Below are 12225 nucleotides of genomic sequence, written 5' to 3'. Positions count from 1 at the left end.
CGGTCTTGTCTTATTCGCAGGGGAAAGACAGCGACAAGGCGTAGGCCACCAGGCCGTCCGCCTTGAGATTGCCGAGCTGCGGATTTTTGGCCAGATAATCCTTCACGAGCGTCACCACCTGCTCGCCTGTCTCGCCGCCGGGAAGACAGGCAAGGATACCGTCCACTATCGCGCCCGGGCCGCCAAGCACATCCGCCACGCCGCGGATGTAGCCAAGGCAAAGCCCCTGTTGCGCGGGCTCCTCGCTCGCGCAGGCGGCAGCGAGATCCGCGCCGGTGAGATAAGGCGGCCAGGCCTCGCCGCTCAGAGGCATATTGACGAACAGCACCGCCATTGTGAGGGAAGAGACCACACCGGATATCATCACCGCCCCTGACTCCATCAGACTCTCAGATCTGCAGGAGTGTAGCAGATCAGGTTCATGCGCGGAGCTTCAAGCGGCGGACCGCCGGATCAAGCGGTCTTTTCGCCACCGATCCGGCGCCAGGCTTTGATGGCGAGATGGCGCGTCAGCATCAGCGGCGGCATACGGAGCCAATGGGAGCGGATGTAGAGGAGTTCGCCCGCGAGGCCGGCACCGCGATCGGACTCGAAGAGATAGCTTGGCGACAAGGCACGCGGAACCAGCAGGTCCATCAGCATACGCACAGCCAGGGGCGGCGCAAAACGCTGAGCGTCCTGTAGAGCCGAAGCAGGAACCGGGCCATCCAGAAGCGCGGAGCTATAGCGCAGGCTGTAATAGAGCGGACGTCCCAGACCAAGGTCTCCAGCGCGCGTGATCAAACGCTCCCAAAAACCAGGGCGCGCGCCAAAATACCGGATCATATCGGTCTGATCGACGAGGTCACGCAGTCCGCCGCGGATTTCGCCGTCTTGAAACAAATGCACCACCGAGTGCAGGAACATGTCCGTATCGCAGAGGACAAAGTAACCCTTCAGACCATGAGCCTCGGACTCCACCGGGACGGCCTGATCCAGTAGTTCAGCAGCGTCGGCAGTGACCCGGCCCGTGGGCGGCAGGATCGTGTGATGGACGTCAACGACGGTTTTGCGCTCGCTGTTCACCAGCGGCGGCAATTCATGCATCCATCTGCGGTAATAGTCGTCGTCGTAGCCGCCGCTTTCCTCGCCCTGCATTTCCTTGGCGGAAACCCAACCCGCATCCAACAGCGCAGCTTCCACGCCGGCAAGTTCATCCTTTGCGACCATGATATCGATGTCGGAACTCAGGCGACCACGGGTGCAGGGAATCCCGGCCGCCAGATAGGCAGCCCCCTTCAGCAGTACGATCTTGAGGTCGCGATCCCAGAAAACGCGCTTGATACGATCCATTTCCCAGGACAGCCGCATCTGGCTGCGCGCACCGTTACGCATGGCCGAGAGCAGACAAGCGTCAAGTCCGGGAACCCCGGGAGGAGCCTGATCCCCCGCATCCTGATCCCCCGCGTCCTGGTTCGCGGCATCCTGGTCCGCAGGATCCTGATCGAGAGCGGCCAAATCGACGGCGACACGGCTCAAGACGGCGCCTGATTGCGCAAGATAAGCGGCGCGCGACCATCGCTCGGCGGACCAGTTTCTCGCCAACTGCGGCGCAATCAGCAGCGTCTTCAGGTCTTCGGGCAGGCCCTTCATGCTGCATCTTCCATCAGGGCCTCGACCATCCCTATGGCCATATCCATCGAGCCGTATTGCAAGCCGTAGACTTTGCAGCGCCCGGTCAACGCCGACAGGGCATCAAACGCAGACCGCCCGACCCGGTCGCAATTCACACTGGCGCCCCGCAGCATGGCAAAAGCCTCCGCGCCGGTGAACTCGCTGATCCCCCCGGTCGAGCCCTCGACGTACTGAGGGAAGATGATCAGATCCAGGCGGGCCGGTTTATGACCATTGATCAGGCTTTCCGAAGGCGCCCTGAGATAACGGATCGTGCCTTTGAGCGTATTGAGAAAAGGCCTGCTGAAAACATCTTCGCCCAGACGCTTCGTCATCACCTCGATGGATTCGTTTTTCAGTGAGATTGGCCGTGGGTAGGGATAAAGATGCAGATCGGAGGTATCCAGAAGCCCGAATTCATCGGAGAACAGCCGCCAGCCGCTATAGGCAAGCCCGGCCGTCAGTGTGCTTTTACCCGCGCCGGATTCTCCGGCCATGAGCACGGCCCGGCTCGGCCCGTCCTCGCCCGGCGCGGGATCTTTCGCCACGACGCCAGAGTGAAAGATCAGAAACTGGTCGGACCTGGTGCCCACCTGCCAGTTCAAACCCATCTCCAAAGCGAGAATGGCCAAATCGCCGCGCAAGGGCACGAAGGGCGACGCAATGAAGCCGCCGTCCGCGATGATCTTGGGTCTGATCCAGCGTCGCAACAGCGACACCGGGTCGACCTTCAGATTGAAATGCACGAATTCCTCAGGCCCGGCCAACGGATATCCGCGATAGATATCCAGAAAGTCCCGCTGCAACAGGGGATAGCTTGTCCCAATGCGGGCCACGAGGGGACCGACCTTGAACTTGAGCCTGCCGCGATTGAGGTCGCGCGTCACCTGCGCGCCCGTCTCCGGCGAAATGATTCGATCTGGTGTATTCACGGCGCTCTTATAACACCGCGAAGTTTAAGAATGGTATGCCGGAAAAATGAGGCCGGCGGAATCAAAGGCAACGAGAGCTTCGCCGATCGCCTCGCGGAGAGCCTCCGGATCGTCATCACCCACCAGGCTGGTCAGTTCCTGGAGCAGAGCCCTCTCGTCGCGCGGGGACTCTTGAAGCAGATCCAGGATCTCGCGCGAGAGCGGATCCAGAACATGGGTGTTTCCCGAGCGTTCGTTGTAGAGCAGTGAATAGGAGTCGAACGACCGCCAGACAAGGCTGCCGGACTCGGGAACGTACCAGAGGTGCGATGCTTCATTCATGACGAAATAACGGGCGCGACCGAAATTCGGCCCGCGCCCGCTCCCCAAGCTTTTCGACACTCGATCCCGCAATTCACGACAGGACCGACGTAGCGTTAAGACTGAATAATCGAACTCACACAGGACCAGCCCACGTTGTCATTGTAAACCAACGCCCGCAGCTTGGTGTGATTGACGTTCCCGGCCTGAACGACACTGCCGGGCCCTTTATTCATGTAGATTTCCTGGTAGTGGCGAACTCTGCGATAAGGGCCCTTATTCAAATCGTAAAAGCGCCGGTGGCCGCCATGCCAGTACATCCAACGACCATAGCGGAACTTGTAGTAGATGCCGTTGTCGTGACGCACCATCCGCCGCATGTAACCGTCGACCTTGTAGAGTTTGCCGGGTGTCTCCCGCTTGCCCTCATGCAAAATACAACCTGCGGAGACTGCCCAGGCCGAACTCGGCTTGAAGGTCAGAACCAGCGGCGCAGAGGCAGCGCCAAGCTTCAGCAAACGGCGCCGAGCTTTCCTCGCTTCATCCATCTGCGCCTTATCCTCAGACCCGGCATTCTCATTGCCATTTAACGTCGGATCCATAAATGACACACTCCTCAAAATCGGCTTCACGCGCCGCCATGCCCATACCTGGCCACAGACTTGCCCTACAATATATGTCTCGACAAATGGCCGCTAATAAATGCTCCATGACACTAAGCAACTTCTATGCCACAGGTCTTGTTCGTTTGTTTTCAATCCTTTATCGATTCGGATATAAGGCCTCTGTAAGAAATTCCAACAGTTTTTTCGACCTGATTCCGATAGGAGTCCGGCATCATCTCCTTAAGACGTTGATATTCATATAAAACACAAGTTTAACACATCGTAAAAAAATCCGACAAAGCGTGGTTCTCAACCTCCCTGGGGCAGCGCTGAAGAGAGGTCGCGCAACAGCGATGCTCTGCAATCGAACGCGCACGTCGGGAGCATGCAAAAGAGAGGCGGCTGCCACACAGCCATCTCATGCAGAGGTCCTACAATAAAAAGTTGAAAAACACCGCAAATCACCCGTGAATAAACTCGTCTGAAATTAAGAGTTTAGGAGTCGTCGCGGAGACTCTGGTTCATCAACCGCCTGTCGCGCGTTGCAGCACTGTTTCAGGCGAGTTTTCCGAGAGCTGTTCAACCGCGGCGAAATTGTAAACTTGATCGGCGCTGGCTGCTGCAGTCGTCAAATCAACCGACTCCCCACGAACGGTCACACCCACGAGGCCGTCGGCGACTTCACCATCGCTGGAAAGCGGCAGCACGAGGCGCTCTCCAAGGGTCATGCGGTCGGTACAACGATAGACCGGGCCCTCGGCGTGCAGTGCCAATCCCTCGTTGATCACCCTCAAGAAGAGGTTGTTCACGGCGGTGAAACGTTCGCCTTTGACCATATCCGACAGCAAGAGTCCGGTGATCCGCGCTCCGAAAACGGCATTTACCTCCTCGCCCGCCAGGCGGTAGCGAAAGGTATTGTGCGCCGGTTCGAAGTCGCTCAACCAGATGAACGGCAAGACCGGCCCCAAACGCAGGGCATCGATATCGTGCCGGCTTGGCATGGCCCGCGTTCCGCGCGCTTCCATGTAATGCTCCAGAAGCCGGTTCAGTCTTTGGTCGGACAGGTTGCTAAACATGACGAACTACCCAGGCGTACGGCAACGACGTCGGTCCCGATTTCACAGGTCGAGCGCCATACTGACACAAACGAGTTGCTCGCGACCCAAAGTTTCGGAGAGATGAACCCGGCAACCCATTTCAATTAAACGATACATGCGGGACCATCATAACAAGATTAAGTGTTAAGGTCATCTCAATAGAACAGTATCTGAAATACTCTATGAAAGGCTTCGCGCGCCGACTTCAGCTCACTCCACTTTAAACCGAAGCGCTTTCTCTGGACGGGTAAATTGAGAACCCGATCACGGTAAATACCGGACGGTCCAAGACTGCGGAATCCTCGAAAGGACGTCAATACCGGTCGCTCCGCAGCGCTCACCGGGAGCGCCGCGCATGGCAGACACGCAAATCCGGGAATTCCGCAAAGCCGCGTTTTCCTGTATCCCTCAAGCCGAAATACACCATGGTTAAGTCAGGCCGCTGCGCCGCAGGCACAGTTCGTCGGCAGACTCACGGACATAAGCAATACATCTTTATGGCGGATACACCTCCATGACAGGTCTTCGGGTCCGCGCGACCCTCTCATCGGGTTCAAGCAGAGGCATATTCTGGATGCTTCTGACCATGCTGCTGTTCGTCAGTATGGACACGGCAGCAAAGTATCTCGCTCAGAGCTATCCTGTCCTGCAGGTCGTCTGGGCCCGTTACGTTTTCCATGCGCTGCTTCTGGCACTTTATCTGAACCACCGGCTTCCGGGATTGATGCGGACGCAGCGTCTTGGCATTCAGCTCTTTCGATCACTGCTGCTGCTGATTACGACGGTCCTGTTCTTCACCGGGCTCAGCCTGATACCGCTCGCGGATGCCAGCGCGATCATGTTCGTTGCCCCTATTCTCGTCACCGCGTTATCGATCCCCATGCTGGGAGAAAAGGTTGGTCCGCGGCGCTGGGCAAGTATCGCTGTCGGATTTATCGGCGCCCTGATCGTTATCCGTCCGGGCGGCGACAGCGTTCAGCTCGCGGCACTGCTGCCCTTCGGTGCCGCCTGCTGCTATGCCCTGTATCAGGTGATCACACGATCTCTCAGCCACAGCGACCAACCCTTGACCACCCTGGCCTACACGGCGCTGGTCGGCGCAGTTGTGATGTGCTTTGTGGTCCCTTTCGAGTGGCAGACACCGGACACCCATGGCTGGCTTATCATGATCCTGATCGGCTTTCTCGGCGGTGTCAGTCAGTTTACTCTAATCAAGGCCTTTCAGTCGGCTCCCGCCACTGCCGTCACTCCCTTCAGCTACTCCAGCCTGATCTGGGCGACGCTCTACGGATTCCTTATTTTTGGGGAACTGCCCGACGTCTGGACCATCGTTGGCGCAATCATTATCGCGGCGAGCGGTCTTTACATCTTTCACCGCGAGAACCTTAAAAAATCAGACAACGGCCCCAGCTGAGCGGTGCGCGGCGGCCGGACATGCATCGGGGTCTCTTTTCTTGCCGGGAAATTATTTCCGCCCCCCTGCGCGGAGCCCGTCATCAAAGGATTTTACCGCCGGAAAACCTTGGTTTTCCGGAGAGTACGAAGCCGGGAAAAGCTGGTCCGCGAATTGCATATCTTTCCTCCAGCAGGACAGCTCTGCAAGGCACGCGCGATCGCTCCTTACGCCACACTCAGGGGAAGGGAAACCCGGAGAACGGGACCTGTGGGGAACGAAAGCCGTCGTCGGACCAAAAGGGAAAAGGGCTGAGCCAGGCGTTTCACTCTGCGCGTGAAAGCGCGCAGACCTTGGAGGAACTATCATGTCTCTTATCGAACCGGGCGATCTCAATCAGCAATTACGCTCCGCACGGTCCTGGTTGAAGCAAACCGGCCCCGCGGATCTCGAAGCTCGGCCCCCCCTGAAACTGGAGATCGATCCCCCGTCAGCTTTGCCGACCCTCAATCAAGCCAATAAGCCCCAGCCGGCGCCGTCGGACGGCCTGCCGCAATCCGGTCAAAAGGACATAAAGCCCAAAAAGGCCCGCCCAGGTCCCGGCAAGAGCGAGACTGTGGCAGCGGGGCAATACGACCGCATGATCGAGGATATGATCCGCAATGAAAGCCAGGCGGAGATCACCCAGCATGTCATCAAGGTCGAGCGCTCGGAGGTTGCGGCCCTGGTCAAGCAGGTGGCCCGTGCCAAGGGCAGGTATCTTGCCACTCTGCTTGAATCCTCCAAAGGAAAGAGCGTCTCGAGCAGCCGCATCGAGGATCTGAGGCAGCTCCGCGAAACCTACGACGAACTGCTTCAGGGCCTGAACGACCTTCGCGGCCACATTGTCAATGGCACCGTTATGGTCGAGGGTGTGCGTAACTGATTGCCAGGACCTGATCCACGCCGGGAAGACTAGCTTCCGTAAAGCGCAAGCGGTCTGAATCCGCCGTCTATTCACCGAGACGATGACTCCGGGGTCGCCCTCTCTCCCCTGTGGGGGGGAGGGCGATTTGCGTTCCGGGTCGTTCATAGGACCGTATAGGTTTCGGCGCAGACAGGTCTCAGCTCAGACACCCGTAAGCAGAGACAGTCCGGCCCGCTGCCAAAGCTGGAATCCTGTGTCACCGACAAAAAAAAAGCGGGACCCCGAAAGGCCCCGCTTTTCCTGTTAGCGAATGCTATGTCACCGATGGATTACCGGCTTACAGCACCATTCGACCACACATAGCGGAAAGGCTTCACAGAAACCGGACGCTTGGCCATAACCTTCGACGTCACAGGACGCTTGGTGACGGCTTTCCGCACGACTGGCTTCTTGGCAACAGCGGCCTTAGCCGTTGGTTTCTTAGCTGCAACCTTGCGGACGACCGGCTTCTTAGCTGCGGTCTTACGAGCGACCGGCTTCTTGGCTGCGGTCTTACGAGCGACAGGCTTCTTGGCTGCGGTCTTACGAGCGACAGGCTTCTTGGCCGCGGTCTTACGAGCGACCGGCTTCTTAGCCGCGGTCTTACGAGCGACCGGCTTCTTAGCCGCGGTCTTGCGAGCGACCGGCTTCTTAGCCGCGGTCTTACGAGCGACCGGCTTCTTAGCCGCGGTCTTGCGAGCGACCGGCTTCTTGGCTGCGGTCTTGCGAGCGACCGGCTTCTTGGCTGCCGTCTTACGAGCCACCGGCTTCTTAGCCGCGGTCTTACGAGCGACAGGCTTCTTAGCTGCCGTCTTACGAGCGACCGGCTTCTTAGCCGCGGTCTTACGAGCGACAGGCTTCTTGGCTGCCGTCTTACGAGCGACCGGCTTCTTAGCTGCCGTCTTACGAGCGACAGGCTTCTTAGCCGCCGTCTTACGAGCGACAGGCTTCTTAGCCGCCGTCTTACGAGCGACAGGCTTCTTAGCCGCGGTCTTACGAGCGACAGGCTTCTTGGCTGCCGTCTTACGAGCCACCGGCTTCTTAGCCGCGGTCTTACGAGCCACAGGCTTCTTAGCCGCGGTCTTGCGAGCGACCGGCTTCTTAGCCGCGGTCTTACGAGCCACAGGCTTCTTAGCCGCGGTCTTGCGAGCGACCGGCTTCTTAGCCGCGGTCTTACGAGCCACAGGCTTCTTAGCTGCAGTCTTGCGAGCGACGGGCTTCTTAGCCGCAGTCTTCTTGGCTACAGTCTTTTTGGCTGCAGTCTTGCGAGCGACGGGCCTCTTGGCCGCAGTCTTCTTGGCTACAGTCTTTTTGGCTGCAGTCTTCCGAGCGACGGGCTTCTTGGCCGCAGTCTTCTTGGCTACAGTCTTTTTGGCTGCAGTCTTGCGAGCGACGGGCTTCTTAGCCGCAGTCTTTTTAGCGACGGGCTTCTTCGCCACTGCCTTCTTCGCGACTGGCTTCTTCGCCGCGGTCTTCTTGGCTACAGGCTTCTTAGCGACAGTCTTTTTAGCGACTGGCTTCTTAGCTGCTGCAGTCCGTTTGGCAGCCGGCTTAGCGGCAACCTTTTTCTTTGCCGGTTTGGCCTTGGCAGTAGCCGAAGACGCCGCCGTCCGTTTTTTCGCAACCATTCTAAATCCTCAAAATTATGAAGTAAGGTTCGGCGATTCACGCCTCGGTGGCGTATCGTTTAAACCCACTTGGTAAATATTTTCTTACCTCAAATCTTGCTTCATTGAGGCGCACACGCTTCTTTTCATTGTGACTATTGCCGGGCCGCAGGATCATTTGACAAACGCTGCCGGCTTCTCCCCTTGCCGGTTTTCATTACTACGATCGCCCCGGCCTGCCGCGATTTGGTACTCTTTAAAGAACTCAACAAACACGCAAAGACTCGATACACAGCCTGTTGAATTCGCAGGAAACCCTGTCTTGAAAGATCTCTTCGCCACGCGTGAACATCGCGAAAACAAACCCATAACCAATTGATTTATATTATATTTTTAAACTCTGTAGTAATCGGAACCTGCTCGGGGCCGATTGCAAGAATAGAGCAACGAAGTTTTAACCGCTCGGGAGGTGCGGTCTCTTTTCCACGGCCGGTCCGCGTCGCTGGCCTGGTCACCAAGACATGCAACCCTGAGACATTCAACCGGTCACCGTCAGGCCTTTCGTATGCGATTGCACGGGCCGAAAAGCCCCCGGACCGAAAGCCGAAAAAAGATCGATAAAAATTTCAAACACCCGCGCAGCCGAGTCATTGCGAAGAGATTTTAAGAGCCCCATCAGAAATTTTTTGCCGATTCGTCTCCCGTCATCCGGATTGCGGAACGCGAGTCCTCAGGGCAAACGGTCGCTTCGGCAGCTCCACTTCGGGTAGGACAGATCTCCAGGCCCCTTGAAAAAACCGCACAGGATCGCACTTGTTTAGTCTATACCCCTAATTTGAGCCGCCAATACAGACCCCTGTTTACCGGCTCAAGACCTTACCCCGGCAGCTCTGCCGGGGTTTTTGTTTTTTTGAGTTGCGCCGATCACAATGCGGCATCTTGGACATGATCTACAGAACGCAAAGAAACAGCAAAAAGGGCGCCACCGAGAACGGAGCGCCCTTTTTGCCGCATGAAAAATGCAAATACAGACTTCAGATCCACCACACGAGCTGTCTCAATAGAGAGTTCGAGCAGGCTATGCGGGACCGTCGGTTACTCGGCAGCCTGAGCCGGCAGGTCAACCACTTCACCGCGCGCCGGATATCCCTTTGCGATCACGAAATCCAACGCCTTGAGAATATCACCGAACGCAGGGCGGGCGAAGGGCATGGTCTGAACACTGCCGAAATAGAGCGTTCCGTCAGGGCGGATCAGGAAAATGCCCGGCTCGACGAAGAGATCAGGCTCTTCAATGCCGATCGAGGTCGTTCCAATTCCGGCGGAAACATAGAGACCCCACTCGCGCGCCTTTTCCAGGCTCAGGCCGTACCCGAGAGTCAGCTTATCAAGGCCCCACTTCTCTTTTGCTTCGCTCGCCCTTGCCTCGCCGTCGCTCGTCGCGACAAAAACCGAAACACCTTTCTCGGTGAACTTCTCAAGCTTCTGGTTGAGGTCGCCCAGGTACATGGAGCAGATCGGACAATGCAGGCCGCGATAAACGACGACAATCGTGAAGTTCTCAGGCTTCTGATCCGCAAGCGACCAGGTGCCGCCCCCGACAGTGGGCAACTCAAGTGACGGAACGGCTTGGCGGGGAACCAGTGGGGTGATCGCGCTCATGATGGATTTCCTTCGAACTCTGAATCAAATGGGGGGAGAGCGACGCGTGCCCCTGACCGGCAGATCAAAAGTGACCGGCAGATCAGGAACGGCCCTGCTCCGCGCCATATCTGGAACGATCGTTCAATTATGTCAAGGCACTTCTCCGTTACTCCTCATACAATCAGCGGTAAACACTATGATTTCCCGCCCTTTTTCAATGCCGCGTTAAATATTTTTAAGTCTCTCGGCAGTATGGTTAACGAAATCCGCTCCTTGCATCCTGTGGACCTGGCCTGCGTCATAACAGCGCGGAAATTGCTGATGCCACGAGGGGCGGCACAGATTCAAACCGACGAGACGATCTCGAGTGAGGGGACCCCCGATGGCCAAAAAGACATTCGTATACCGCTTGACCTTCGACCAGGCACAAGGCTCTGAAACCGGCGAAGTGATTGCCATGGACGAGGCGGATGCCAAGCGCCAGTTGCGAGTGAAATATGTCTGCACGCGCCTGCCGGACGACACCCTGCTGATCGAAAAGCCGGCCGAAGGCAAAGCCGGTAAATCGAACGAGGCCCGTTCGGTGAAGTCCGCCAAAGCCCGGCAACTCCTGCATATTATGGCGGATCATCACGTCTGGCTGAAGAACGGCAAGGGTGGAATCAGAGCCAACCTGAACCGCCTGAACCTGGCCGGTCTCAAGATCCCCCATGCCGCGCTGCCCCATGCCGATATCGCCGAGGCCGACCTCTCCTTCGCCGATCTGGGCAAGGCAAATCTGCAGAATGCAAACCTGGTGCGCGCCAACCTCCAGGGCGCCAATCTCCAGGGCGCAGATCTGAGCGGCGCCGATCTGAGCGACGCGGACCTGCGCGACGCGGTGCTGACCGGCGCAAAGTTGAAGGGCACCGACCTCTGGCGGGCCAATCTTATCGGATGCAAAATCTCTCCAAAGGCGTTACATACGGCGTTGTCATGCAGATCGTCGTGACGCCGAGAGCCTGAGCGTTTTTAACTGTCTGGGTGAAAAGCGTGAATCAGCCTCTCATCGTGATATCTATGAGAGCGCTTCACGTTTTGGATCGCTTAGATCCTAAAGCACCACACCTCAGGACAGTTAAGAGCATCAATGACATACACAGCATCTGAATCCAAACGCCCCATGCTGCGGTCTCTGTTTCGCGGCCTTCTGCGTCGTTGCCCCTCCTGTGGAATCGGCAAATCCTTCAAGGGTTACGTCAAGGTTGCCGATAGCTGCTCCAGTTGCGGCGAAGCCTTGGGACACATTCGGGCCGACGATATTCCGCCCTACTTCACGATTTTGATCGTCGGCCACATCGTCGTGCCTTCGATCCTGTATCTCGAGCAGACCGCGCCGCCGGAGTTCTGGGTTCACATGGCGGTCTGGCCGGCCCTGACGCTCTTGCTTACCCTGATCTTTTTGCCGCTGGTCAAAGGCGTGGTTGTCAATCTGATTTGGGCACTTAGGATTCGGGGCGACGAAACCTGATTTTCAGGCGCGCCCGGAGACCGAGCACTCACCTCTTACCGCCCGCCACGGGGTTCGCAGCGCCATCGCAGAGTGCCGACGGCGCTTGTCTGCGCGTTTTCGCCGGTTTCCAGCCCACTCTTGCGCCGCCTTACTTGGGATTCGCCTTACCCTGGATTCGCTTGGCCTCTCCCGGCTCTCCCCTGTTTTTCGAACTCTTCCCTGGAGCGCGTCATGTTTTAACGGAAACACGCTGTGTTTTCGCTAAAACATGTGAACCCGCTCTACATCAAACAGTTAGAGCAGATTCACCGGTACGACGGATCGCCGAAGGCGATTCCGTCTAAACCGGATCTGCTCTGGTTTTAAGGCTGCTTCGTTGTTTTCTGGCGGTCCAGCGATCCTCATAACCGAATCTAAATTTTTAGGATCTAAACAAAGCTTAATAGATAAAAAGCGAGATGCTTTTTATGGAATTACGGCAACAGCGGCAGGAAGGCTGACTGTTGAGCTCCGGGGATCGGCGGTTCTCTGCGGACTGAGGTTTGAGTTGCGGGCG

The 12225-nt window shown here is 57.3% G+C and carries 12 protein-coding genes; 4 read left to right on the top strand and 8 right to left on the bottom strand.

The genetic code is table 11. The features are described from left to right. Positions 1–10 precede the first annotated feature (10 nt). From FKG95_RS03505 to FKG95_RS03480, 6 genes are all read right to left on the bottom strand, one after another. Positions 11–382 carry a Rap1a/Tai family immunity protein gene (locus FKG95_RS03505; protein WP_142894905.1) on the bottom strand — a complete coding sequence of 124 codons (372 nt, stop codon included), beginning with the start codon at positions 380–382 and terminating at the stop codon, positions 11–13. A gap of 71 nt (positions 383–453) precedes the next feature. Further along, the gene (locus FKG95_RS03500; protein WP_142894904.1) at positions 454–1632 is read right to left on the bottom strand and encodes a nucleotidyltransferase domain-containing protein; all 1179 of its coding nucleotides are present in this window, start codon (positions 1630–1632) and stop codon (positions 454–456) included. Next, on the bottom strand, positions 1629–2585 hold the full coding sequence (locus FKG95_RS03495) for an HprK-related kinase A (RefSeq protein ID WP_142894903.1): 957 nt from the start codon (positions 2583–2585) through the stop codon (positions 1629–1631). The genes FKG95_RS03500 and FKG95_RS03495 overlap by 4 nt, the downstream gene beginning before the upstream one ends. 24 nt (positions 2586–2609) lie before the next feature. Beyond that, positions 2610–2906, bottom strand: coding sequence for an HPr-rel-A system PqqD family peptide chaperone (locus FKG95_RS03490; RefSeq protein WP_179953909.1), 297 nt, complete (start codon positions 2904–2906; stop codon positions 2610–2612). Positions 2907–3001: 95 nt separating this feature from the next. Continuing rightward, a complete protein-coding gene (locus FKG95_RS03485; RefSeq protein ID WP_142894901.1) occupies positions 3002–3487 on the bottom strand; it encodes a hypothetical protein in 486 nt (161 codons plus the stop codon). A gap of 527 nt (positions 3488–4014) precedes the next feature. After that, complete coding sequence (locus tag FKG95_RS03480; protein ID WP_142894900.1) at positions 4015–4566, bottom strand: PAS domain-containing protein; 552 nt, start codon at positions 4564–4566, stop codon at positions 4015–4017. Positions 4567–5101: 535 nt separating this feature from the next. Here FKG95_RS03480 and FKG95_RS03475 point away from each other — a divergent pair. Further along, on the top strand, positions 5102–6001 hold the full coding sequence (locus FKG95_RS03475; protein WP_142894899.1) for a DMT family transporter: 900 nt from the start codon (positions 5102–5104) through the stop codon (positions 5999–6001). Between the two features lie 346 nt (positions 6002–6347). Beyond that, entirely contained in the window at positions 6348–6905 is a 558-nt protein-coding gene (locus tag FKG95_RS03470; protein ID WP_142894898.1) for a hypothetical protein, read from the top strand. 311 nt (positions 6906–7216) lie between these two features. Here the strand turns inward: FKG95_RS03470 and FKG95_RS03465 are convergent, their stop codons facing one another. Both FKG95_RS03465 and FKG95_RS03460 read right to left on the bottom strand, forming a co-directional pair. Further along, entirely contained in the window at positions 7217–8554 is a 1338-nt protein-coding gene (locus FKG95_RS03465; protein WP_142894897.1) for a histone H1-like repetitive region-containing protein, read from the bottom strand. A gap of 1074 nt (positions 8555–9628) precedes the next feature. Continuing rightward, complete coding sequence (locus FKG95_RS03460; RefSeq protein ID WP_142894896.1) at positions 9629–10195, bottom strand: peroxiredoxin-like family protein; 567 nt, start codon at positions 10193–10195, stop codon at positions 9629–9631. Between the two features lie 364 nt (positions 10196–10559). Between FKG95_RS03460 and FKG95_RS29885 the strand changes: the two genes are divergently transcribed. Both FKG95_RS29885 and FKG95_RS03450 read left to right on the top strand, forming a co-directional pair. Continuing rightward, positions 10560–11168 carry a pentapeptide repeat-containing protein gene (locus FKG95_RS29885; protein ID WP_218940052.1) on the top strand — a complete coding sequence of 203 codons (609 nt, stop codon included), beginning with the start codon at positions 10560–10562 and terminating at the stop codon, positions 11166–11168. Positions 11169–11306: 138 nt separating this feature from the next. Then, the gene (locus tag FKG95_RS03450; protein WP_142894895.1) at positions 11307–11687 is read left to right on the top strand and encodes a DUF983 domain-containing protein; all 381 of its coding nucleotides are present in this window, start codon (positions 11307–11309) and stop codon (positions 11685–11687) included. Positions 11688–12225: the final 538 nt, after the last annotated feature.

The organism is Denitrobaculum tricleocarpae (assembly GCF_007004665.1).
Lineage (GTDB): Bacteria > Pseudomonadota > Alphaproteobacteria > Kiloniellales > Kiloniellaceae > Denitrobaculum > Denitrobaculum tricleocarpae.
This window is presented reverse-complemented; position numbering and strand designations above follow the sequence as displayed.

Coding starts and splice junctions, on each gene's coding strand:
- FKG95_RS03490 (WP_179953909.1), bottom strand. CDS start 2,906: ATGAATGAAGCATCGCACCTCTGGTACGTTCCCGAGTCCGGCAGCCTT.
- FKG95_RS03460 (WP_142894896.1), bottom strand. CDS start 10,195: ATGAGCGCGATCACCCCACTGGTTCCCCGCCAAGCCGTTCCGTCACTT.
- FKG95_RS03450 (WP_142894895.1), top strand. CDS start 11,307: ATGACATACACAGCATCTGAATCCAAACGCCCCATGCTGCGGTCTCTG.
- FKG95_RS03485 (WP_142894901.1), bottom strand. CDS start 3,487: ATGGATCCGACGTTAAATGGCAATGAGAATGCCGGGTCTGAGGATAAG.
- FKG95_RS03475 (WP_142894899.1), top strand. CDS start 5,102: ATGACAGGTCTTCGGGTCCGCGCGACCCTCTCATCGGGTTCAAGCAGA.
- FKG95_RS29885 (WP_218940052.1), top strand. CDS start 10,560: ATGGCCAAAAAGACATTCGTATACCGCTTGACCTTCGACCAGGCACAA.
- FKG95_RS03470 (WP_142894898.1), top strand. CDS start 6,348: ATGTCTCTTATCGAACCGGGCGATCTCAATCAGCAATTACGCTCCGCA.
- FKG95_RS03505 (WP_142894905.1), bottom strand. CDS start 382: ATGGAGTCAGGGGCGGTGATGATATCCGGTGTGGTCTCTTCCCTCACA.
- FKG95_RS03500 (WP_142894904.1), bottom strand. CDS start 1,632: ATGAAGGGCCTGCCCGAAGACCTGAAGACGCTGCTGATTGCGCCGCAG.
- FKG95_RS03480 (WP_142894900.1), bottom strand. CDS start 4,566: ATGTTTAGCAACCTGTCCGACCAAAGACTGAACCGGCTTCTGGAGCAT.
- FKG95_RS03465 (WP_142894897.1), bottom strand. CDS start 8,554: ATGGTTGCGAAAAAACGGACGGCGGCGTCTTCGGCTACTGCCAAGGCC.